This is a genomic window from Acidobacteriota bacterium, assembly GCA_016716905.1.
Classification (GTDB): Bacteria; Acidobacteriota; Vicinamibacteria; order Vicinamibacterales; family SCN-69-37; genus SYFT01.
On the sequence record JADJUS010000004.1, the window covers coordinates 1,358,144 to 1,382,240 of the forward strand.

Annotated in this window: 17 protein-coding genes; 14 read left to right on the forward strand and 3 right to left on the reverse strand. The window is 64.4% G+C overall.

The window, feature by feature from the left end; genetic code table 11:
- The first annotated feature begins 6 nt into the window (after positions 1–6).
- Both scpB and IPL75_10070 read left to right on the forward strand, forming a co-directional pair.
- Complete coding sequence (scpB, locus tag IPL75_10065; protein MBK9240585.1) at positions 7–741, forward strand: SMC-Scp complex subunit ScpB; 735 nt, start codon at positions 7–9, stop codon at positions 739–741.
- A complete protein-coding gene (locus tag IPL75_10070; protein MBK9240586.1) occupies positions 725–1,495 on the forward strand; it encodes an rRNA pseudouridine synthase in 771 nt (256 codons plus the stop codon). The genes scpB and IPL75_10070 overlap by 17 nt, the downstream gene beginning before the upstream one ends.
- 83 nt (positions 1,496–1,578) lie before the next feature.
- Here the strand turns inward: IPL75_10070 and IPL75_10075 are convergent, their stop codons facing one another.
- Complete coding sequence (locus tag IPL75_10075) at positions 1,579–2,742, reverse strand: hypothetical protein (GenBank protein MBK9240587.1); 1,164 nt, start codon at positions 2,740–2,742, stop codon at positions 1,579–1,581.
- Between the two features lie 36 nt (positions 2,743–2,778).
- Here IPL75_10075 and IPL75_10080 point away from each other — a divergent pair, with 36 nt between their 5' ends.
- A complete protein-coding gene (locus tag IPL75_10080; GenBank protein MBK9240588.1) occupies positions 2,779–3,447 on the forward strand; it encodes a (d)CMP kinase in 669 nt (222 codons plus the stop codon).
- Here IPL75_10080 and IPL75_10085 read toward each other — a convergent pair.
- The gene (locus IPL75_10085; protein MBK9240589.1) at positions 3,425–3,988 is read right to left on the reverse strand and encodes a hypothetical protein; all 564 of its coding nucleotides are present in this window, start codon (positions 3,986–3,988) and stop codon (positions 3,425–3,427) included. The genes IPL75_10080 and IPL75_10085 overlap by 23 nt on opposite strands.
- A 425-nt stretch (positions 3,989–4,413) precedes the next feature.
- On the opposite strand from IPL75_10085, the gene IPL75_10090 reads away from it, so the two are divergent.
- The 6 genes from IPL75_10090 (at position 4,414) to IPL75_10115 (ending at position 14,496) form a co-directional block, all read left to right on the forward strand.
- Positions 4,414–6,090 carry a 30S ribosomal protein S1 gene (locus tag IPL75_10090; protein ID MBK9240590.1) on the forward strand — a complete coding sequence of 559 codons (1,677 nt, stop codon included), beginning with the start codon at positions 4,414–4,416 and terminating at the stop codon, positions 6,088–6,090.
- Between the two features lie 42 nt (positions 6,091–6,132).
- Positions 6,133–8,133 (forward strand): BamA/TamA family outer membrane protein, encoded by a 2,001-nt coding sequence (locus tag IPL75_10095; GenBank protein ID MBK9240591.1) that lies wholly within the window; start codon positions 6,133–6,135, stop codon positions 8,131–8,133.
- A 9-nt stretch (positions 8,134–8,142) separates the two neighbouring features.
- Positions 8,143–12,450, forward strand: a complete 4,308-nt coding sequence (locus tag IPL75_10100; GenBank protein MBK9240592.1) for a translocation/assembly module TamB domain-containing protein — start codon at positions 8,143–8,145, stop codon at positions 12,448–12,450.
- A 73-nt stretch (positions 12,451–12,523) separates the two neighbouring features.
- A complete protein-coding gene (locus tag IPL75_10105; GenBank protein MBK9240593.1) occupies positions 12,524–12,832 on the forward strand; it encodes an integration host factor subunit beta in 309 nt (102 codons plus the stop codon).
- Positions 12,833–12,841: 9 nt separating this feature from the next.
- Positions 12,842–13,339, forward strand: coding sequence for an HIT domain-containing protein (locus IPL75_10110; protein ID MBK9240594.1), 498 nt, complete (start codon positions 12,842–12,844; stop codon positions 13,337–13,339).
- A 17-nt stretch (positions 13,340–13,356) separates the two neighbouring features.
- Positions 13,357–14,496, forward strand: coding sequence for an acyl-CoA dehydrogenase family protein (locus tag IPL75_10115; protein MBK9240595.1), 1,140 nt, complete (start codon positions 13,357–13,359; stop codon positions 14,494–14,496).
- 147 nt (positions 14,497–14,643) lie between these two features.
- Here the strand turns inward: IPL75_10115 and IPL75_10120 are convergent, their stop codons facing one another.
- Complete coding sequence (locus tag IPL75_10120) at positions 14,644–15,786, reverse strand: acyl-CoA dehydrogenase (protein ID MBK9240596.1); 1,143 nt, start codon at positions 15,784–15,786, stop codon at positions 14,644–14,646.
- Between the two features lie 99 nt (positions 15,787–15,885).
- Here IPL75_10120 and IPL75_10125 point away from each other — a divergent pair, with 99 nt between their 5' ends.
- The 5 genes from IPL75_10125 to IPL75_10145 all read left to right on the forward strand — a co-directional run bounded on the left by IPL75_10125 (position 15,886) and on the right by IPL75_10145 (position 24,096).
- Positions 15,886–17,895 (forward strand): VWA domain-containing protein, encoded by a 2,010-nt coding sequence (locus tag IPL75_10125; GenBank protein MBK9240597.1) that lies wholly within the window; start codon positions 15,886–15,888, stop codon positions 17,893–17,895.
- A gap of 343 nt (positions 17,896–18,238) precedes the next feature.
- Complete coding sequence (locus tag IPL75_10130; GenBank protein ID MBK9240598.1) at positions 18,239–18,982, forward strand: sulfite exporter TauE/SafE family protein; 744 nt, start codon at positions 18,239–18,241, stop codon at positions 18,980–18,982.
- Positions 18,983–19,084: 102 nt separating this feature from the next.
- The gene (locus IPL75_10135) at positions 19,085–21,997 is read left to right on the forward strand and encodes an NAD-glutamate dehydrogenase (GenBank protein MBK9240599.1); all 2,913 of its coding nucleotides are present in this window, start codon (positions 19,085–19,087) and stop codon (positions 21,995–21,997) included.
- 24 nt (positions 21,998–22,021) lie between these two features.
- On the forward strand, positions 22,022–23,689 hold the full coding sequence (locus IPL75_10140; GenBank protein MBK9240600.1) for a methylmalonyl-CoA mutase family protein: 1,668 nt from the start codon (positions 22,022–22,024) through the stop codon (positions 23,687–23,689).
- A complete protein-coding gene (locus tag IPL75_10145; protein ID MBK9240601.1) occupies positions 23,689–24,096 on the forward strand; it encodes a cobalamin B12-binding domain-containing protein in 408 nt (135 codons plus the stop codon). The genes IPL75_10140 and IPL75_10145 overlap by 1 nt, the downstream gene beginning before the upstream one ends.
- Position 24,097: the final 1 nt, after the last annotated feature.

The window sequence follows — 24,097 nt, forward strand, 5'->3', positions numbered from 1 at the left end:
GTCGTCATGTCTGAGTTGAAGGCCATTGTGGAAGCCCTGATCTTTGCGTCACCCGAACCGGTGACGTTCAAAGCGCTGGGCAAGCTGCTCGACAGCGAGCCGAAGGAAGACATCGCGGCCGCCGTGGATGCGGTGAGGCAGGACTACGGCCGCCCCGGGGGCCTGCAGTTTGTGGACATCGCCGGTGGGTTCCAGATCGTCACCAGACCCGAACTGCACGAATGGGTCCGCCGCCTCTTTCACGAACGCACCAGCCAGAAGCTCTCGGTGGCCGCGCTGGAAACGCTGGCCGTGATTGCGTATCGGCAACCCGTCACGGCGCCTGAAATCGCGGAGATCCGCGGCGTCAACACCTCCGGCGTGCTTGGCACACTCGCCGACCGCAAGCTGGTCAAGATCGTCGGCCGCAAAGCCGTGGTCGGTCGTCCGTTCATGTACGGCACCACGCGCGAGTTCCTTGAGCGCTTCGGCCTCAACGACGTGACCGACCTGCCCAAGGTGGAAGACATGTCGGAACTGCTGGGCTTCGATCTGCCCACCGGTCTCGGTGAGCCAGAGCCGCAGACCGCGCTGCCCTTTGAAAATGGGGAACTGGCGGAAGCGACAGAACTGACGGAACTGCAGAGCAGTGCAGAGGTTCCCAGTTCCGACAGTTCAGCCAGTTCCGACAGTTCCGACAGTTCCGACAGTTCCGACAGTTCCGACAGTTCCGACAGTCCCCCAGATGACCCGATCCAGTAAGCCGCCTGCGAGCGGGGTTCGCCTTCAGAAAATTCTCTCTCATGCCGGCGTGTCGTCGCGCCGGGTCGCCGAAGAACTGATCACGCAGGGCCGCGTGGTGGTGAACGGCCATGTGGCTGACGAACTTGGCACCAGGGCCGATCCTGATCGCGACGACATTCGCGTGGATGGCCGCCGCCTGAAGCTCAAAGGCGACCGCCGTTATTACCTGATGTACAAGCCGCGCGGTGTAGTCAGCACCCGTTCAGATCCGCAGAACCGGATGACCGTGATCGATGTCCTCTCGAAGGCCGGCCTCCGCGGATACTTCTACCCGGTCGGGCGCCTCGACTATGACTCGGAAGGTCTGATCATCCTCACCAACGACGGCAGCTTCGCCGAGAAGGTGACGCATCCCAAACACGAACTGGAGCGCGCGTACGAAGTGCTCGTGACAGGTCTGCCCGACGACCGCGATCTCGAACGCCTCTCACGCGGCATCGTCATCGACGGCCGCCGCACCCTGCCCGCCAAGGTGCGCGTGATTCGTTCCTACCCCAGCAAGAAAGAGCCGCAGACGATGGTGGAGATTGTCATTCGCGAGGGGCGCAATCGGCAGGTCCGCAAGATGTGCGAACTGACGGGCCACCACGTGATGTCGCTCCGCCGCACGCGCATCGGCGCCATCACCGACCGCCGCATCAAACCAGGCCAGGTCCGCGAGCTCACGCCCGATGAGGTCAAGAGCCTCATCAAGGGCTCGAGTCTTTCGTAGCGCGCCCAGGCCGCGCTACGAAATGCCTGCCGCTACGAGATGTTTGTATTTCGTAGCGCGGCCTGAACCTCAAGGCCGCGGCTCTAGTCGAAGATCCTCTTCCAAAATCGCACAAGCGCCCAGACGTCTGACGCCGTGACGCTGGTGGTGGCATCGGCGTGAGAGACCGCGGGCGTCAGGAGCCAGTTCACCTCAGCCGCGCCGGAGCGTTGCAGGAACGCGGCCAGGGCCGGCGTTTCTGTTTGCGGGATGACGGTGTCCACAGCGCCGTGCACCAGAAACACACGCGCCCGCGTGGCCGGCGAACGTTCCGGTGACAGCGCGGGATCGCTGGCCACCTGCTCGGCAAGGTCCAGGAGTCGCGGGCCGAGGCGCGTGGCATCACGCGCGCTGACGTCCGCCATCACCGAACGCGCCGGCTCGGCGAGCGCGGCACCCAGATCGCGAGCCTCGCGAAACAGGTCGGCGGCGCGCGCCGGCTCCGAGACGTCCACCATCGACGCGTCGAGGAAGACGCGCACAGCCCGGTCGAGGGGCGCCACCTGCTCGGCCGGCACCAGGTGCGGCAACGCCGCCAGCAGGAACAGCACGGTGCCGTAGTCGTGGGCGGGCTGGCGTGTGCCGTCAGGCAACAATCCCGAGCACAGGTATCGCACCACCCTGGGCAGGTCGCCGTGCCCTCCGAATGACACCACCATGTCCAGCTTGCCTGCGAGTGATGGCCGTCCGGCAGCGACAAGAGCCAGTCCGCCCCCAAAACTGATTCCGATCAGGCCGATGCGTCCGGTGGATGTGATTGCCGACTGGCCGGCCAACCACAACGCCGCGTCCTCGATCACGTCCGTCGACCGCGCCGTGACCAGGAACTGCCGCAGGTCGGGCAACGGCAAGCTCAACACGGTGACGCCCTCGCCGGCCAGTCGCCGGCTGAGGCGATCCAGTCGCGGCTCTTCGACCCCCGCCGCATGTAATCCAGGCACCACCATGACGGTTCGAGTGGAGGCGCGTGTTGTGCCCGACGGTCGGTACAGTCGCCCCACAACCGCGCCGTGGCGCGTGGCCACCGAGATATCCGTCGCGTCCACCGGCTGCACGCGCACAGGCAACCAGCTGCGTGCCGCCACCTCGCGGCCCGACACGTCGATGACCAGCGCCAGCGCGCTCACGTATGGCGCGGCCATCCACACGAGGCTGGCGATGGCCGCGATGATCACCACGCCGACACGCACCCACCGCGGCATCAACATTTCCGGTGTTGTCCCACGCAGTGAATAATAGTGGTTGTGTTAATCGCCATCGACGGCCCATCCGGTGCGGGCAAAGGCACCGTGGCCAGAACTATTGCCACCCAGTTGAAGTTTCGGCACGTGGATACGGGCGCGATGTACCGGGCGGTGGCCTGGCGCGCCGAGCATCTGGGCATCAATTTGGCGGACGGCCTCGCCGTAGCCGGTGTCGCCGAGCGCGCGGTCTTCGATCTCGACGGGCGCGTGGGCATTGATGGCCACGACGTGACGTCGGCCATCCGGACCACGGACATGGATGCCGCGGCGGCGACCGTGGCCCGGCACCCCGACGTGCGACGCGTACTCGTGGCGCGCCAGCGCGACATGGGTCGCGCGGGGGGCGTCGTGATGGAAGGCCGAGATATCGGGTCCGTGGTGTTTCCTGAAGCGCCCGTGAAAATCTATCTTGATGCGACGCCCGATGAACGCGCGCGACGCCGGGCGCGGGATACGGCGCATGGAGCGGGGCAGGCGGGCGCTGCGCCAGACCGCGTCGGCCAGGTGGCCCAGGCTCTGGAAGCGCGTGACTTGTCCGACCGCACCCGCGCCGCGTCACCGCTCATGCTTGCGCCCGATGCGGTCTACATCGACACCACGGGCGTGTCGATCGACGAGGTCGTGGCTCAAGTGATGGACCTCGTCGCTACTCGTCGTCGTCTTCCTTAGACTCCGGATCGAGCTCCCAGCGGTGTTCGTCGCGCTCGGCGATTTCTTCGCCCCCCATCAGTTCCTCGTCGTCGGCGTATTCCACGCCGAGCGCCTTGCCGATGTCGTCCACGCGATCCTGATCCGGGGTCATGTTGTCGCCGCCGGGCGCTTCGTCGCCCAGCGCGTAGGCGTCCTGCCACTTGGCGTCCACGTCGCCGGCCGTGAGTTCGGGGCCGGCTTCGGTGTGCTGCTTCAACTCTGCGCGCAGTTCGTCGTGCCCCGCTCGCGCTGAACTCAGGAGGCGCGAATCGTCACTTTCTCCGGTGAAGGCACCGGCCTCGGCCTCGGGAAGCACACGCCGCTCACGCTGCAACCGGGCGGGCGGCGGCACGACAACTTTCTTCGCGGGCGCGGCCTTCTTGACCACGGCGGCCTTCTTTGCAGGCGCTGGCTTCCTGGCGGGCGCGGCAGCTTTCTTCACGGGCGCTGCCTTCTTCACGACCTTTTTCACAGCCGTGGCCGGCTTGCGGACCACCGCCTTCGCCTTGGGCCTGGCCATGGCCTTTGCCGCCTTCTTCGCTTCTTCACGGCCTTCTTGACGGTCTTTTTCACGGCCTTTCGAGGCGAGGGCTTCGGCGCCTTGCGCGACTTCGCAGGCTTGGCGGCCTTGACCACCTTGCGGGACTTGAGTGTTTTCGCCGGCTTTCGTGCCTTGGAAGGTTTCTTTGCTGGTTTCTTGGCCATCACGGGTTCTCCTGCGGTACTTCGAGCGTCGGTGTTTGACCTATGGTGCGGCAGTGACGGATAATCGTCTGCTGTCCGCAATCCCGCGGGCACACACCGACAGCCCGTCGAAGCTGGAAATTCGACATAGGGCCGCCCAGGAGGCCCCAGAACTCAATGAGTAATGTAGACGAAACAACGACAAAGACGCACGGCCATTCTGGCCAGAAGCCGAAACCGGGAAATTCAGGCTTTTCCGCAATGCACACCGACCTTGATGTCGACCAGCAAGAGTACGCGCGAATGCTGGACCTTTACGATACCAGCTTCCGGAATCTCGCGGAAGGTGAAGTCGTCAAGGGCACCGTGGTGAAGGTCACCCCGACCGAAGTTGTGGTGGATGTCGGCTTCAAATCCGAAGGCATCATCGCCATCGAAGAATTCATCGACGAAAACGGTCACATCGCGGCGCAGGCCGGCGACGTGGTGGACGTGCTCCTGGAGCGCACCGAGGATCGCGAAGGCTACGTCGTGCTGTCGCGCGAAAAAGCCGAGAAGATGAAGATCTGGGACGAGGTCGAAAAGGCCTTCCTCGATCGCCGCGTGGTCATCGGCCGCGTCATCGAACGCATCAAGGGTGGACTCGCCGTCGACATCGGCGTGCGTGCCTTCCTCCCGGGTTCGCAGATCGACGTGCGGCCCGTGCGCAACCTGGATGCCCTCAAGGGCCAGGAACTCCGCATGCGCGTCATCAAGGTCAACAAGAAGCGGGGCAACATCGTGTTGTCGCGCAAGGCGTTGCTTGAAGAAGAAAACGCCGAGAAGAAGAAGGTCACGCTCGATACCCTCGCCGACGGCAAGGTGTTGCGCGGCTCGGTCAAGAACCTCACCGACTACGGTGCGTTCATTGACCTGGGCGGCATCGACGGCCTCCTGCACATCACGGACATGTCGTGGGGCCGCGTCACGCACCCCTCGGAAGTGGTCAAGGTCGGCGACGACATCGACGTCATCGTCCTCAAGTACGACCCGGCCACCGAGCGCGTCTCGCTCGGCCACAAGCAGCTGGTACCGGATCCGTGGAGCAACGTCATGGAGCGTTACCCCGCCAGCATCCGCGTGACCGGCAAGGTGGTCAGCCTGACCGATTACGGCGCGTTCATCGAACTCGAGCCCGGTGTCGAAGGCCTGATCCACGTCTCGGAGATGTCGTGGAGCAAGCGCGTGAAGCACCCCTCGAAGGTGCTCAACCAGGGCGACTCGGTGGAAGCGATGGTGCTCGGTGTGGATCCGGGTGCGCGGCGCATTTCACTGGGCCTCAAGCAGGTGGAGAACAACCCGTGGAACGAACTCACGGACAAGTACCCCATCGGCACCACCATCAACGGCAAGGTGCGCAACCTGACCGAGTTCGGCGCGTTCGTGGAAGTGGAAGACGGCATCGACGGCCTGATCCACATCTCCGACATGTCGTGGAGCAAGATCAAGCACCCGTCGGAAGTCCTCAAGAAGGGCGACGATGTGGAGGCGCAGGTGTTGAGCATCGACGCCGAGAACCAGCGGCTGTCGCTGGGCCTCAAGCAGCTGCAGACCGGCATCTGGAAGGAGTTCTTCGACAAGAACCACGCCGGCGATGTGGTCGAGGGCAAGGTCGTGCGTCTCACCAACTTCGGCGCGTTCGTCGAACTGGCGGAAGGCATCGAAGGCCTCATCCACGTGTCGGAGTTTGACGCAGCCGCCGGTGGCGAGAAGCTGGAACTCAAGACGGGCGAGAACTACCAGATGAAGATCATTCGCCTGGTGCCCGAAGAGCGGAAAATCGGCCTGAGCATCCGCGCGCTCAAGGACGAACAGTTCCGGGCGGATTGGGAAGCCTACACGGATTCCACCGGCCGGCCTGAGGCCACACTGGGCGATCACTTCAAGCACCTGAAGTAAGCGCCGTTTGCGCAAGACCGGGGCTGTTGCGGCGTTCGCGCCGTGACAGCCCTTTTTTTTGTGGCCTGTGCAATCCCGTACGTTTTCCCGCTTGACGCCTGGGACATGATCGAACGGGTGTTTTCCGTGAATCAGGTGCAGACGTCTCATCGCTGGTGCGCCGCCGTCCTCGTGATGGCGATCGGGGCATCGGCCGTCGCCTCGGCCAGGCAGGAGCGGCCGGAGGTGAAGGTGAAGGCCCTGTCGTTTGTGGGCAACACGACGTTCCCGGAACCGGTGCTGCGCGCCGTCATGCGCACTCGGAAAGCCAGCCGCTGGCCCTGGTCGAACTGGGCGCCGTTTGATCAGCGGATTCTTGATGCCGACCTCGAACGGCTCAAGGCCTTTCACATCGATCAGGGATTTCCTGATGTGAAAGTGCGCCTTGACGAGGTGAAGCTCAGCGCCGATGGCAAGTCCGTTACGCTGCGCGTGGCCATCGACGAGGGGGTGCCGCTGACGGTAGGACGCGCGTGGATTGAAGGCCTCGACGGCCTGCCTCCGGTCATCACCCAGCCGGCGAATGATCTTGGGATTGTGCCCGGCGTCCGTCGGGATAGCGCGGTGCTCATCAGGTCGCGCGACCGCGTGCTGGGCGTGCTGCGCGAACACGGCTACCCCTACGCCCGCGTGAGCATCGAAGAGCAGCCGGTGTCGGCCGGTGTCGTCAACATTCGAATCATCGCCGTACCTGGGGGCGAGGCTCGGTTTGGCGAGATGATCGTCAACGGCCTCAATCGGACGAAGCAGGTCATCATTCGCCGCGCCGTGACATTTCGTGAGGGCGATTTGTACCGCGAGAGTGCCGTGACCAGGAGCCAGCGCCGGCTGGCCGGTATCTCGGCGTTTGAATTTGCGAATCTGACGCCGGAGGTGACCGCGCGTGAGGCGCAGGTGCCCGAGTTGCCGATGGTGGTGACGGTCACGGAAGCCAAGCGCCACCGGTTTGAGTTCGGCGTCGGGTATGGCACCGAGGACCGTGTGCGAGGCACCTTCGAGTGGCGCGACCAGAATTTCTTCGGCAACGGGAGCCAGCTCATCGCCAACGCGAAGTACTCCAAAGTGCTGCGCGATGTCGGGTTCGGGTACGAACATCCGTATTTGCTGCCCTCCGGCGGAACGTTGAGCGTGCAGGCCTCTTCCAAGTGGAGAGAAGAAACGCTGTTTTCGTCACGCAGTGCCGGCGGCAGTGTCGCTGTGCGGCACGCGTTCGGGGGCACGAACACGCCGTCCGCGGTCATTGTGACCGGCTGGGAAGCCACCGGCACCTACCGCAATGAACTGCTGACCTATCAAGTCAGGGACGCGGCGCTTGCCGATCTGGGGTCAGTGGATGAGCGCATTGCGCTTGGCCTTGACCCCGTGACCGGGCGCGGGGATGGGACCATGGCGGGCCTGGAGCTTGACGTGAGCCGCCGGTCGCTGGACTCACCGGCGGACCCGTCGAAAGGCACCACGTTCGCGTTTCGGGCGGTGCACGTGGCGCCGTGGCTGGGCGGCACGTTCAAATTCAACGAACTCGCCACGGAGGTGCGCGGATACCTTCCCGTGCGTGGCCAACTGCGCGTGGCGGGCCGCGTGAGGGCCGGCACGCTCATCGCCAAAGACACCTCTCGGTTCCCGTTCTCACAACGGTATTTCCTGGGCGGTTCCAGCAGCGTGCGCGGCTGGAGTCGATTTCAGATCAGCCCCACCAGCGCGTCGGGTGTGCCGATCGGTGGCCGCAGTGTGCTTGAAGGATCGGCAGAGGTCAGGTTTCCGATCTGGAGCGTACTTGGCGGCGTCGCATTTGTTGATGCGGGGCGCGTGGGCTCGGACCAATGGGACTTTTCGACGCGCGAGATGTCGTACGCCGCCGGTGGCGGACTGCGATACCTCACCGTGGTTGGCGTGGTGCGTGTGGACGTCGCGTTCCAGCTCAATCCCATCGAAGGTCTGCGCGTGCAGGGGCAGCCGCAAAAGCGGTCGTACCGCATTCACTTGAGCATTGGGCATGCCTTCTAGGAATTCGCGTTGACGGGCGCCACGGTGAGGCGTTGGATCCTGCGCAGCCTGCTGTTTGTGGCGACGCTGATTCTGACCGTCTGGCTCGTGTTGCAGACGTCGTGGGGCAAGGCGCGAGTCAAAGACATCATGCTGCGCCAGGTCGCCTCTGCGTTTGATGGCGAGCTCACGATTGAGCGCCTGGAAGGTGGCCTGTGGTCGTCCGCTTCGCTGCGAGGCGTTCGTGTGAGCCAGGCCGGAGTGGTGGTGTTTGCCGTAGACCATTTGGCGGCCACCTACAACTTGATGGGCTTGCTGGGCGGCGACATCACGCTGTCGCGGCTCGATGTGGACGGCCTGATCGTGACCGTCGAGGAGGGCACCAACGGCTGGGCCGTCAAAGGTCTTTCCGAGTCGGACAACCCCGACTCAGGTGGCGGCGGTACGTTCGCGTTCCCCAAAATTCATCTCACCAATGGCCACGTTGTGGTGGCGCCCGCCGTCTCGACGCGGCGCGAACTGGTGGACGTGACGCTTGATGGCGCGGTCATCGTGTCCGACGGCGAAATCACGGTGACGTCGAGCGGGTTTTCGGGCAGGGAAGTCACCGGTGGCCTGGTCGTCCGTCAGATGACCGGCCAGCTGGAACTGCGCGACGACGCGATGTCGATCGCCGACCTCACGCTGGAAACGGCCAACAGCCGTGTGACGGGCCGCGCGCAAATGTCTCTGGGGACAACGCCGGCCACGACCGAGGGGCACCTGATCAGTGACTCGGGGCTCTCGCTCCCTGAGTTCGCGCCGTACCTGGGCGCGATCGGCACCCGGACAATGAAGCCGGCGTTTGACCTCACGTGGACGGGCCCGATGGCGGCCATGCACGTGAAGGGCACCGTGCGTTCAGAAGCCGGGGAAATCACCACTGATGCGGTGGCGAACCTCACCGAGGCGAAGACAGTGGTGGGCACCGCGCACGTCGTGCGCCTGGATCTGGCGCCCATCATGTCGGATCCGGAATTCAAAAGCCGGTTCACCGGTGATGCGTCGTTTGACCTCACGTTCGTCGAGTCGGCGGTGTATGGCGTGACCGGGGCGTTTGATGCCCGGCTGGATGACGCGCAAATCTCCGGCTATGCCGCATCGAAGCTCAAGGCGAAGGGGCGGATTGATGCCAAAGGCGTGAGCGCCACGGTTGATGGCGCGGCCTACGGTGCCGCGACGCAGGGCGACATGCGCTGGACGGCAGCCACCGAAGAGTTCACCGCCAAAGGCGACGTGCAGAACCTTGATGTCAGGCGGCTGCCCGCGGTCCTCGATTTTTATCCGGCGCTCGAGACCTTGGTGGCTGCGAAGTATCAGCTCACCAAGACCGGCAGGGACTGGTCGGTGATCGCGACGTTGCAGGAGAGCATGGTCGAGGGCGCGACGATTGCGGCCGGAACCACGCTGGACGTCAAGGCCCGCGGCGAGGACCTGACGTACCACGCCATCGGAAACGTCACGAATCTTGACACGCAGCGGCTGGCGCCCTCGCTCAAGCTCGAGTCCGAGTACCTGCGCGACACGCCCCTCAGAGTGAACACCTGGTTCGACGTCAGCGGCACGGGCCAGACGGAACTCAAGTCCCACGACATGACGTTCGCCTTTCGCGATCTCGCCGCCAACGTGGATGGTGCGCTCATGGAGGGCATGGCGGGCCACGGCACGCTCGTCTTTGGCCGCTTGAGCCTCACAGGTGAAGGCCGCGTGGCCGGAGGGCAATGGGAACGACTCCTCCTCTTGCCGGAGTACGACCTGCAGCCCGTGGGCCACGTCGTGCTGGACGTGGTGATTGACGATGCCACTGCGGAGGAGATTCCATTCGAGTCCATGACGGGGACGGCGCGCATCACGCTGGAACCGTCCAAGCTCGCTGGACTGGACGTCGAGCATGCGCTCGTGAATGTGCGCTTTGCGGGTGGGGCTGCGACGTTCACGGACACCAGCGCCAAGGGCCACGGGCTTGAGGCCACCATCAATGGTGACCTGGCCGTCAGCGGCGCCGGCACCTCCCGGCTCAACTTCGTGATCGACGCGCCGGACCTGACACCAGCCAGTGAGTTCGCCGGCGCCACACTCGGCGGCGCCGCGCATGCAGAAGGTGTGATCACGGGAACGGCGACCGCGCCTGAGATCACCGGCAACGCGCGGGGCACCCAACTGGCGTACGACACGGTGCGCCTGCTCGGACTCCAGGGCACATTCCAACTCCTCGCGCCCGAGTGGGACCTGACGAAAATGCGCGGCGATGTGAAGGCCGACGGTGTCTTCATCGAAGTGGCCGGCCAGACCCTGCAGCGTGCCGTGGTCACCGCGAAACTTGATGGCGCGCGTGCGGATGTGGAGAGCGTGCTTGAGCAGCCCGACCGAAAGCTCACCGCCAATGCCAGCATCCTGATGGACCCCGACACACGCGAGGCCTCGATCACCCGGGCCGATCTCGTGAGCGCGGGCGAGACCTGGCAGCTGGCGCCCGGCGTGACAGGCCGCATCCGGCAGACCACCGGTGGGCTCGCCATCGAAGACCTCAGGCTGGTGAACGGCGACCAGCAACTCAGCATCGCCGGCGCGCTTGCTAACGACGAGTCGAGCCCCGCAGCGGACGGCATTGTGGTGCGCGCCGAACGTGTGTCCGTGGGCGGACTCTTCAAGATCCTGATGGGTGAAGAGCGCGTGAAGGGACTGCTTGGCGGCGAGGCGCGGATCACAGGTTCGCTGGCCGACCCGCTGGTCACCAGCCGGTTTGATATCGGCGAAGGCACGGCGGATGGCGTGCCGTTCCGATCGTTCAGCGGCAAGGCCGACTACAAGTCAGGTCAGGCGGTTGTTGATGTGGCGCTCGAGGTGGACGAGTCGGCCCGGTTGTCGATCGTCGGCACGGTGCCGGTGGCTGCGGCTGAAGGTGGCGGCGAAACGCCGCTCAACGTTCAGGTGTCCGGCAGGATCCCCAACGTCGCGGTGCTTGGGCCCTCACTGCCATGGGTGCGCGATTTGACCGGCGCCGCCGATGTGGATGTCGTGCTGAGCGGCAGCATCGAAAAAATGCTCGCCACGGGAACGGCGGCGATGCAGGACATCGCCTTCCGCGTGCCCGAGCTGGGCGCGAAGTACAAGGGCCTCAACGCCGCGCTGCGGTTCGACGAAACCGTGATGGTTGTCGATCGCTTCGTGATCCTCGACGAGGACGGGAACCAGTTGCGGATGGAGGGCAGCCTCGACGTACTGGCGAGCGGCGCATCCAAGGCCGTCAATCTGCGCGCGCGCGCCGACGAGTTCATCCTGCTGCGCAACGAGTACGGCGAACTTGTGGTCAGCGCCGACCTGACGGCCGGAGGCGATCTGGTGACGCCGAATGTGCTGGGCACCATTCGCGTCGAGCGCGGCCGCGTGGAAGTGGATCGCCTGCTCCGCGAGTTCGTCGTCGCGCAGGGTTATATCGCCATCGGGCCGGTGGGCACGCCGCCGCCGACCAAAGATGCGGACGTGCCGCCCGTGCCGAAGATGTTCGTGGAGTCAGCGGTGAGCATCGAACTCTCGTTGCCCGACAACGTCGTGGTGCGGGGTCGCGGCATCCAGACCGAAGAGGGCGTGATTGGACTTGGGGATGTGAACCTCACCGTGGGCGGCCGGCTGAGCATTCGCAAGACGCCGGGCCAGGAAATTGCGCTGTTCGGCGAACTGGCCGCCGTGCGCGGCACCTACGAGTTTCAGGGGAGCCGCTTCGACATCGCGCGCGGCAGCTTGCTGCGATTCCGCGGCGACGACATGACCAACCCGACGCTCGACATCATCGCCGAGCGCGAAATTGCCGGTGTCGACGTCACCGTTCGCATTCGAGGCACCGCCGCCGAACCCATCCTGACGCTCGCAAGCCAGCCGCCGCTGGACCAGGCCGACATCCTCGCGCTGGTCGCGTTTGGACGGCCGATCAGCCAGTTGGGCACGGGCGAACGGACGTCGCTGGCCGCGCGTGCGACCACGGTGGCGGCGGGCGCGCTCGCGACGCCCATCGCCGACTCGGTGGCCAGGGCACTGGATCTGGATGTGTTCGAAATTCAGGCGGGCGAAACCATCGGGGCCGGACCCACGGTGGTGGTGGGCCGGCAGGTCAGCGACCGGCTGTTCGTGGGGTTCAAGCACGAGTTCGGCACCGCCGGAGCCCAGCGCCTGTCGTTTGAGTACCGCCTGACCCAGTTCCTCAGGATTGTTTCCACGATTTCGACCGGGGGCGACGCCGCAGACCTCTCGGCACGAACCGAGGCGGCCGGCCTGGATTTAATCTTTGTGATCCGCAGGTAGGGTTGGCGTTGACCGATTCCCCTAAGTGTCCGATAATCCAGTGCTTAGCGTCCATAATGGGCACGCGCTGACCATGACAAAAGCCGAACTCGTCGAAGAAGTGTCCCGCGTGTCGGACCTCACCAAGAAACACTCCGAGGTCATCGTGGACAGTGTGTTCCAGACGATTATTGACGCCCTGCACCGCGGCGAAAAAATCGAGCTGCGCGGGTTCGGCAGCTTCCGGCTCCGCCAGCGTGAACCGCGCAAAGGGCGCAATCCGAAGACCGGCGACAAGGTGGATGTGCCGCCGAAGAAGGTGCCGTACTTCAAGCCCGGCAAAGAACTGAAAGACCTGATCAACCAGACTCCGGTGCCCCCCGATGGGGAACTTGGCGCGTAGCGTCTGGTCATGGAACGCCTCTGGACGCCGTGGAGGCTGGCTTACGTGACTGCGGCCAGCAAAGACGCTCCCGGGTGTGTGTTCTGTCAGGCGCTGGCCACCGGCGCGGATGATTCGCTCATCGTGTATCGCGGCACCGCGTGTTTCGTGATTCTGAACCTCTACCCCTACAACAACGGCCACCTGATGGTGGTGCCCAACCGGCATGTCGGGCGCCTGTCGGGCCTCGAGTCCGACGAGGCCGCCGAGATCATGCGCCTGACGCGGGTGGTGGAGATGGCCCTGCAGGAGTTGTATCAGCCACACGGCTTCAACATGGGGCTGAACCTGGGCAAGTCGGCCGGCGCCGGCGTGCTCGATCACCTGCACATGCACGTGGTGCCGCGCTGGAACGGCGACACCAACTTCATGACGGTGGTGGGCGACACGCGCGTGTTGCCCGAAGATCTCGCCCGCACGGCCGAACGGCTTCGGCCGATTCTGTCGCGCCTGGCTCACAGTGTTTGACGGGTACGAAAGGGTCCATGGAGTTCTCTCGCAGTACTGACGACGAAGTGTTTCTCGAGACCGTGCGTACGTTTGCCCGCGATCGGGTGGCGCCGCGCGCCGCCGAAATTGATGTCACCGGGATCTTTCCCCGCGACGTGATCCGCGAAGCGGCCGCCCTCGGGCTGACCGGAATGACCTTGCCGAAATCGGTGGGCGGGTTGGCGCTCAGTTACGCCACGTATGCCGCCGCGCTCGAGCTGGTCTCGGCCGCAAGTGCCACGGTGGCGGTCATCCTGTCGGTCAACAACTCGCTGGTGGCCGAGCCGCTGCACGAGTTCGGTACTGATGTGCAGAAGGAAAACTGGCTGCGTCGCCTCGCGACGGGCGAAGCGCTGGGGGCGTTCGCGCTGTCAGAGGCGCAGGCGGGGTCGGACGCCCGCAATCAGCAGACCTTCGCGCGGCTCGATCCCCAGGGGTACGTGATCTCCGGCCGCAAGGTCTGGGTGGCCAACGCCGACGTCGCCGACGTCGTCATCGTCTTTGCCGCCACGCAGCCGGACGTGCGGGGCCGCGGGATCTCGGCGTTTCTCGTGCCGCTCGATCGGCCCGGCATCAACCGCGTGCCCTCGCCCGATTCGCTCGGCGTGCGGGGCCTGGGCTGCATGGACTTACATTTTGACGAGGTGCGCGTGGGTGCGGGTGCGCTTCTGGGCGAACAGGGCCGCGGTTTCAAGCTGGCGATGCGCGCGCTCGAGGGCGGCCGGGTGGCAATCGCCGCTCAGGCACTGGGCGTGGGACAGGCGGCGCTTGATGAGGCCGTGCGGTATTCGCGCACACGCGTGGCGTTCGGCCAGCCGGTGGGAAACTTCCAGGCCATTCAGTTTCAGCTCGCGGACCTGGCCACGGATCTCGAAGCGGCGCGCCTGCTGATGTGGCGCGCGGCTGATGCGCGCGACCGCGCCCCGAAGGCCACCACTGAAGCCGCGATGGCCAAGCTGCAGGCGTCGGAAGCCGCGCACCGCGCCGCCGACCGCGCCATGCAGATTCTGGCGTCGGAAGGGTACCGCCGCGGGTCTACGATTGAACGCTTGTTCCGGGACATTCGCGCCGCCGAGATCTATCAAGGCACGTCAGAAGTGCAGCGCATGATCATCGCCGCCGACGTGTTGGGATAGAAAACGACCTCTGAGGTAGTTTTCGTGGGTTCGTTTGGGAAAACTACCTCAGAGGTCGTTTTCGGTCCTCGTAGCGCGGCCTGGGTCTCAAGGCCGCGGCTCTTCTCAGGTCCTCGTAGCGCGGCCTGGGTCTCAAGGCCGCGGCTCTTATCCCAGCAGGTGTTTGGCGATCGTCTGCAGCTGCAGGTTGGACGTGCCTTCGTAGATCTGGCCGATCTTGGCGTCGCGGTACAACTTCTCCACGGGATAATCCCTGACGAAGCCGTTGCCGCCGTGCAGATTCACGGCCAGTGACGCCGTGCGCTCCGCGGCTTCCGAGGCGAACAGCTTGCACATGGCAGCCTCGGCCAGGAACGGCTTGCCCGCGTCACGCAACCGCGCGGCGTTGTAGACCGACAGCCGCGCGAGTTCCACTTCCATGGCAGCGCGCGCCAACTGAAACTGGACGCCCTGATAGTCCGCAATCGCGGCGCCAAACTGCTTGCGTTCCTTGGTGTAGCGAATCGTGTGGTCCAACGCGCCCTGCGCCAGACCCACCATCTGGGCGCCAATGCCGATGCGCCCCTCGTTGAGCGTCTCGATCGCCACCTTGTAACCCTTGCCGACGTCTCCCAGAACAGCGTCGGCGCTCACCAGGCAGTCTTCGAAGATCAGCTCACACGTGCTTGATGCCCGGATGCCGAGTTTGTCTTCCTTCTTGCCCACCGAAAATCCCGGGGCGCCCCGCTCAACAATGAATGCCGTGATGCCCTTGTACCCGAGCTGATGGTCGATTGTGGCAAACACGATAAACAGGTCGGCCTCGTTGCCATTCGTGATCCACAACTTGCGGCCGTTGATCACGTAGCCCGCGTCGGTCTGCCGGGCGCGTGTCTGCAGCGCAAACGCGTCGCTGCCAGATCCGGCCTCCGACAGCGCGTAGGCGCCAATTGTGGAGGAGGCGAGGCGCGGCAGTATCCGCTGATGCTGCTCGGGCGTGCCCCAGCGGAGGAGCGCGTTGATCACGAGAGTGTTCTGGACGTCCACCATCACGCCCACCGAAGGGTCCACGCGTGAGAGTTCTTCCACCACCAGGACTGAATGAAAAAACGTGCCGCCCGCACCACCATGGGCTTCCGGGATCTCCACCGACATCACGCCGAGCTTGAACAACTCCTCGATCAGGCGTGGTGAGAACTTGGCTGCGTCGTCCATTTCGCGGACGAGGGGGCGCACCTGAGCTTCCGCGAACTCGCGCACGCTCTGTCGCAGCAGAACCTCGTCTTCACTCAGAACCGTCAGTGGGGGCATAGCCGAAGTGGCGGCGGGTGTCATCGCGGTTACTTTATCACCGGCGCCCCCGGGACCCGGCCTCTCGGGAGGCGGGTGTTATGATGGCGGAACCCTGTGATGACACGCCGCCTTCTTCTCCTGGGCATTGGTGTCTGTGGCTGGGCCGTGTCCGGCTCAGCGGTGACCGCCACAGCCTCCGGCCAGAATCCGCCCTCGCAGGCCCCCCAGCGGCCCACCTTTGTCAGTCGAATCGACACCGTCCGCGTGGACGTCATCGTCACCGACAAACAGGGCCGGCCCGTGGTGGATTTGACCGCGGCCGACTTCGAAATCGAGGAGAACAAGAAGCCGCAGAAGGTGGACTCCTTCAAGCTCATCCAGATTGACGATGAGATGGATGTGGACCCCGCGCAAAACCGCGAAATCCGGTCGCTGGAGCAGCAGGCTCGCGAGGTGGCGCGCGACGACGTGCGTGTCATCGTCATTTTTCTGGACGACTATCACACGCGCATCCTCAATTCGATGGCCGTGCGCGAGAAGCTGGCGCGGTTTGTCCGAGAGCTGAATCCGCGCGACGTGGTGGCGCTGATGACGCCGCTGCTGCCAACGGCGGGGATCACGTTTTCGCGAAATCACGATGCCACCGCACGTCAGATCATGGCGTTCCAGGGCCGGAAGTTCGACTACACGGTGAAGCACCCGGTCGAAGAGATCTACATGTACATGCAGCCGCCGCAGATCGAGATGCTGCGCAACCAGATCGTGACGACCGCGCTGGAAGGGCTGTGTGTGTATATGGGCACGTTGCGGGAAGGCCGCAAGACCATCCTGTACGTCAGTGAAGGCCTGACCAGTTCGGTGCCCTCGGGGGCGCGCACCACCGGGATGTCGCCAGGGACGGGGCGGACGCCGACCCAGCCGCCGGCGTCGGGCCTGGCCCAGCAGATGGAAGCTGAACGCGCGACGCAGTCGCAGCAGACAGTGCTGCTGGACTACCTGCGCTTCATTTTTGCGGCGGCGAGCCGCAGCAACACGTCGATCTACACCCTGGACCCGCGGGGTCTGGCCGCGTCGGAGTTCGACATTGCCGACACCGTCAGCCTGGAAGACGACCGGCGCGCGCTCAACGAATCTACCGACGTATTGCGGATACTGGCCGGCAACACCGACGGCCGCGCGATGGTCGGCAGCAACGACCCGCTGCCGGGACTCAAGCAGATGCTGCGCGACAGCAGCGCCTACTATCTGCTCGGCTACACGTCTACGGAAGCGCCGCGCGACGGCAAGTTCCATCCCATCAAGGTCAACGTGAAACGCCGCGATGTCGAGGTGCGGTCGCGCAGCGGCTACTGGGCGTACAGCGACGATGATGTGGCGCGGGCGTCGGCGCCGGTGTTTATGCGTCCGCCCGAGGTGGTCAAGGCGTTCGACGCGATTGCGGAACCGGCCGCCGGCCGGTTGATTCGCAGTTGGTTTGCGGCAACCCGTCGGCCGGATGGCCGAAGTGATGTGACCCTGGTTTGGGAAGCCATCAGGCCCAGCGGCCCGGAAGTCCCGGCGCGAGTGGCGGTGACCGCGAGCACGCCTGCCGGTAATCTGGTGCATCGGGGCCGCGTGGAGAAATCCGTGGACCCCACGGGTCGGGTGGCAGGGCAGGTGACGTTCGCGGCGGCGCCGGGGCCGTTGGTGGTGCGGCTTTCGGCCGAGAGCGTCGGCGGCGATGCGCTCGACACCGACTCCCGCGAATGGGTGGTGCCCGACTTCACTGGTCCTGACGCGTCGATCAGCACACCGCGCGTGTTCCGCGCCCGGACGGCCCGCGACATTCAAACGCTCAAGGCGGCGGCCGCCCCTGTGCCTGCCACGGAGCGTGCCTTCTCGCGAATCGAACGGCTGCTGATTCGGTTCGAGGTCTACGGCCCCGGCGTCGCCTCGCCCACGCTGCGCCTGCTCAATCGCAATGGCGACGTGATGTCGAGTTGGCCGGTGACCGCGAGACCCGACGGCGGGAGCGAAGCCGAGGTCGCACTCGCCGGCGTACCTCCAGGCGACTATCTGCTGGAAGTGAAGGCGTCGAAAGACGCCGTCGCCGCGACCACGCTCGTCGCCTTCAGGGTCACGGGGTAGAACGGTATCTCGTAGGGCGGCCTGGGTCTCTGTCCTCGTAGGGCGGCCTGGGTCTCTGTCCTCGTAGGGCGGCCTGGGTCTCAAGGCCGCCAAGTGCCGCGGCGTTGAGGTTCACGCCGCGCTACGAAATGCAGTTCCCCAGTTCCTCACTTCCCCAGTTCCCCATTCGGCATGTGGTAGCATCCGGCCCCATATGCTGACACCGCTTCTCGCACTGCAGTCGGCCCTGGCTGCATTCACTGTGTATTACCTGGGCGCATGGTTCATGGGCGCCCGAGCGGCGCAATCCGCGCCGGGCGTTCCCGCCGAAGCGCGTGACACTGCCGCACCGTCGCCCGCCCATCTGGGGATCGGTCTCGTCACCAACTTCTTCGACACGCTGGGCATCGGCTCTTTCGCGCCGACCACGGCCATCTACAAGTTCTTCAAGTTCGTACCGGATCAGTTCATCCCCGGCACACTCAACGTCGGTCACACCATCCCGACCATCATCCAGGCGTTCATCTACACCGCAGCGATTGACGTGGATGAAAAGACACTCATCCTGATGATTGGCGCCGCTGTGGCGGGCGCCTGGCTGGGTGCGAGTGTGGTGGCGAGCTGGCCCAAGCGGACCATTCAGGTCGGGATGGGTTTCGCCCTGCTCGTGGCCGCGGGGCTGTTTGCCTGGCGGAATCTTGGTGGGGGCGGCACCGAGGTTGGCACCACCGGACTCGAAGGGACCAAGCTCATCCTGGGGCTCGTGGGGAACTTCGCGCTGGGTGCGCTGATGACGCTCGGCATCGGCATGTATGCGCCGTGCATGATCCTGGTGGGCTTGTTGGGGATGAATGCGGCTGCCGCCTTCCCAATCATGATGGGGTCATGCGCGTTCCTGATGCCCGTGGCCAGCGCACGATTTGTCCAGAAACACGCGTACGCCAGGCGGCCGGCGCTGGGCCTTGCGATTGGCGGCATCCCCGGCGTCCTTGCCGCCGCCTACATCTTCACCTCACTGGACATCTACTACGTCCGGTGGCTGGTGGTGGGCGTGGTCCTGATCGCGGCCACGATGATGCTCAAGTCGGCGTTCGTCGACAAGGACTAGAAGAGTCGGCAATCGAATCGGGGAACCCGCTGGGCATCGAATCCCGGTTGGTTCCCCGATTGCCGTTTAGGGACAGCCCGATCTGGCGATATATTTATCCTCATGACCTGGCTCCGCGATTCCATGGCCCCCTCCTTCTTCAACGCGATGGCCGACGAGCCCGAGGCGCTCGCGATTCTTGAGCGGGAAGTCGAGACGCTCAAGACCAACCAGAACCTGATCCTGGCCGATCGCCCGGGCACGCTGATCCTGGCGACTCGCAGCCTTCCAGGTTCCCTGTATGAGGGCGTCACTCGTCGCGCCGGTGTGGAGCGTCCCATCTCGTATGCGATGTTTGCGCATTCGCAGACGCACATGCCGGGCATGGGGCAGTCACTTGAAATTCAGCGCTTCCAGTTTGACTGCAAGACCGAAGCGCACGTGCAGGCGGGCCTGGCCGCCGGCGTGACCCTCCCCGAGGATGTGCGAACGGCCGCCCAAAATGTGCTCTCGAAGGACGCCAGATTCGACATGGGCGAGTTCGACCGGCTGCTGTCGATCCTCTGGATCAATCACGCCGCGTACGTCCGCGTGTCGCCACCGGAGAAAACGGCTGAAGCCCTTGTGATGCTCCACCTGTGTGAGGGGCTGAGCGGTCTGTATTTTGACTTCACTCCGCTGGGCGAAGGCTCAAAGGAAATGCGTCTGCTGTTTGGCACCGCGAACCCTCCGCACAACGGGTACCTGGCGCAGGTGGTGGAGATTCTGAATCGGTTCGACCTGGGCGTTCGCAGCGGCGACGTGCTCGACGTCTCCACCGGCGTGCGGCCTTACGCGCTGTTCTCGCTGTGTGTGCGTCCGCGCAACGGCCAGACCATTCCGGAAGGCCAGGGATTCGGCGATCGACTGCAGAGCGAGCTGTTCAATACCCAAATCCTGGCTGCCAATTCGCCCGAGTACCGCGAGTTTGTCACCACCGGCGTGATGAGTGGCGAAGACGCTGCGCTCACGCGCGCACTGGTCGCGTTTTGCCACACGCAACTGGCGCATGCGCAGCCCGACCGCTTTGACTGGGAGGAAGTGCAGGGCGCGATTCATGCGAATCCGGCACTCGTGGCGCAGTTCGTGGCGCTGTTCCGTCTGCGGTTCAGCCCCGAGGACCGGGATCGCCGGGCGTCGTTCAAGACCATGCGTGAGGCCGCCGGCAAGGCGGTGGCCGGCTACGACACCGGCCACGCCCATCTCGACGAGATTCGTCGCGTGGTCTTCCGCTGCTGCCTGACGTTTGTGGATCACGTGCTGAAGACCAACTTCTTCGTCAAAGAGAAGCAGGCGCTCTCGTTCCGCCTGGATCCGTCGTATCTGGCGGATCTGGGACCCGGCACCACGGGGCTGTTGCCCTCGGGCACGCCGTTCCGCATCACGTTCTTTTTTGGCGGCGAGGCCTTCGGGTATCACATCGGGTTTTCGGATATTGCGCGCGGCGGATGGCGCACTGTTATCTGTCAGACCCACGACGACTTCCTCACCAACGCGTCCACGTTGTTCCGCGAGAACTTCGTCCTGGCGCACACGCAGCACCTCAAGAACAAGGACATCTACGAAGGCGGGTCGAAGCTGGTGTTGCTGATGGATGCGTCGGCGTATGCCAAGGCCCCGAAGGGCGTGCAGGATCGCATTCTGAGAAAGGAACAGCGCGATGTCTTCAGCGCCTTCCTGGACATCTACGTCACCGAAGGCGGCGTCGCGAAACATCCGGCGGTGGTGGACTACTACCGGCAGGATGAGCCGATTGAGCTGGGCCCTGACGAGAACATGCACGACGACATGATCGAGGAGATCGCGGTCACGTCGAAGCGGAGGGGCTACATCCTCGGCACCGGCGTGATTTCCTCGAAGAAGATCGGCATCAATCACAAGGAGTACGGCGTCACCTCCACCGGCGTCGTGAAGTTTGCCGAAATCTCGATGCAGGAAATCGGGATCGACATCACCAAGGATCCCTTCTCGGTGAAGTTCACCGGAGGACCCAACGGCGATGTGGCCGGCAACGCCATGCAGATCATGCTGAACCGATGCCCGAAGATGCAGATTCGTCTCATCCTCGACGGCACGGCAGCGCTCCTCGACATGGAAGGCGCCGACGCCACGGAACTGCGCCGCATCCTGCTCAAGGATGACCTGCACGCGTTTGATCCCGCGGCGCTGCACGTGGGCGGATTCATCCTGTTCCGCGGTGCGCCAAAAGACGACGGCATGCGGAAGGTCTACCGGCGGGTCAAGCGCACCGCCGAGGGCGTGGTTGAAGAGTGGGTCTCGGTCGACGAAATGTCGCGGGAGTTTGGTGACCTGCCATTTTCTGTGGCGGCGGACCTGTTCATCCCTGGCGGCGGCCGGCCCGAAACAATCAACGACGCGAATTGGGAGCGCTTCCTGCTGCCGGACGGCTCGCCCTCGTCGCGGGTCATCGTGGAAGGGGCCAACTCCTTCATCACACCCAAAGCCCGTCTGGAGCTTCAGAAGAAAAACGTCGTTCTGATGCGCGATGCGTCGGCCAACAAGTGCGGCGTCATCTCGTCCTCATACGAGATCATCGCGAATCTGCTGCTGAGCGAAGAGGAGTTCCTGGCGCACAAGAAGCAGTACGTGGCCGACGTCCTGAGCATCCTCGAGCGCCGGGCCGAAGACGAGGCTCGCCTCCTGGTGCGACGGCACAAGGATGGCGTGAAGCCGTGGACGCAGATCTCGGACGAGGTGTCGGTCGAGATCAACAGCAACTACAGCCGCCTGTTTGAGTTCTTCCAGAAGAACCCCGACATCGGCAAGCAGGAACTGTTTGAGCGTGTGATTCTCAGCCACCTGCCGACACTGTTGCGCGAGGACCCGGTGTTTCGTGCGCGGCTGGGCGTGTTGCCTCCGAAGTACCGGTCGGCCATTCTGGCGGCGGAGATTGGCTCGTCGATGGTCTATCGCGCCGATCACGACGCCGAGTTCGAGGATTCCATCCGGTTGCACGTGGGGCGGCGATTCAAGTGAGGGCGCCATATATAATTGACGCCTATGAAGTCCCCCGCTCCCGGCACCACGACTGAGACCAACAAGGCCCGTTGGGAGCGCGAGGTCCTGGAGCCCACGCTCAAGCGGTCTCCCGAGCGCGCCGGGGAGTTCACGACGATCTCGGGCCGCCCGATCGATCGCCTCTACACACAAGATGACGTGGCGGAAGGGGAAGCGCCCGCGCCGGGTGAGTTCCCCTACACCCGCGGCATTCATCCCACCGGCTACCGCGGCAAGTTGTGGACGATGCGGCAGTTCGCCGGGTTCGGCACGCCCGAAGAAACCAACGAGCGCTACAAACAGTTGTTGCGCGCCGGCGGCACGGGGCTGAGCGTGGCGTTTGACCTGCCGACGCTGATGGGGCGCGACCCCGACCATCCGCTGTCGCTCGGCGAAGTGGGCAAGTGCGGCGTATCGATCATGTCGCTGGCCGACATGGAACGGCTGTTTGAAGGCATCACGCTGGCCGACATCACGACGTCGATGACGATCAACTCGCCGGCGCCGATGATCTTCGCCATGTATCTGGTGGTGGCCGAACAGCAGGGCGCGGACTGGAAGACGCTGTCGGGCACGATCCAGAACGACATCCTGAAGGAGTTCATCGCCCAGAAGGAATACATTTTCCCGCCGCGGCCGTCGATGCGGCTCATCACCGACATTTTCCAGTTCTGCGCGAAGGACGTGCCGAAGTGGAACACGATTTCGGTGAGCGGATATCACATCCGCGAGGCGGGCTCCACCGCGCTGCAGGAGTTGGCGTTCACGTTGCGTGACGGCATCGAGTACGTGCAGTGGGGCATTGATGCCGGCCTTGATGTGGACGAGTTCGTGCCGCGCATCTCGTTTTTCTTCAACGCACACTCCGACTTCTTCGAGGAGATCGCGAAGTATCGGGCGGCCAGGAAGATCTGGGCGCGTGTGATGCGGGAGCGGTTCGGCGCCAAGGACGAGCGCTCGTTGAAGCTGCGGTTCCACAGCCAGACGGCCGGTGTGTCGCTCACCGCGCAGCAGCCCTATAACAACGTGGTTCGCACGGCGCTGCAGGCATTGTCGGCGGTGTTGGGCGGCACCAACTCGCTGCACACCAACTCGCTCGACGAGGCGCTGGCGTTGCCAACCGAGGCGGCGGCCACACTCGCGCTGCGCACACAGCAGGTGATTGCGTGTGAGAGCGGCGTGACGAACGTGGTGGATCCCCTGGGCGGGTCCTACTTCATCGAGAAGTTGACGCTGGATATGGAAGAGGGCGCCTACAAGTACTTCGACGCCATCGACCGCATGGGCGGCATGGTGGCGGCAGTGGAGGCCGGCTTCCCGCAGCGCGAAATCGCCGAGGCGTCGTACCGGTATCAGCAGTCGGTGGAACGCGGCGAGAAGATCGTCGTGGGCGTCAATGGGTATGTGGACCGCGATGAGCCGCCGTTCCCCATTCTCTACATCGACGACCAGGCGTCCGACATGCAGATGGCGCGGCTCAAGACGCTGCGTGAGACCCGCGATAACGCGCGTGTGGCTGTCACGCTGGAGGCCCTCAAGGAGGCCGCGCGCGGCGCCGACAACACCATGTATCCGCTGCTCGATTGTGTGCGGGCCTACGCGACGGTCGGAGAGATGTGTGATGCGCTCCGCGAGGTGTGGGGCGAATACGAAGAGGTCCCGTCAATCTAATGCGAACTATTCGTGTCGTGATCGCCAAACCCGGATTGGACGGCCACGACCGTGGCGCCAAGGTCATCGCCCGTGCGCTGCGTGACGCGGGCATGGAAGTGATTTACACCGGCCTGCGCCAGACGCCGGAAAAAATCGTGGCGGCCGCCTTGCAGGAGGATGCCGATGTCATCGGACTGTCCATCCTCAGCGGCGCGCACATGCACATCTGCCCGCGCGTCATGGCCCTGCTCAAGGAAAAGGGCCTGGACCACGTGAAGGTGGTGGTGGGCGGCATCATTCCCGACGTGGACCGCGAAAAACTGCAGGCCATGGGCATTGCTGGTATCTTCCTTCCGGGCACCCCGATGCAGACGATTGTGGATTTCATCAACCAGCATGTGCAGCCGCGGGCCGAGGTGGTGTAGC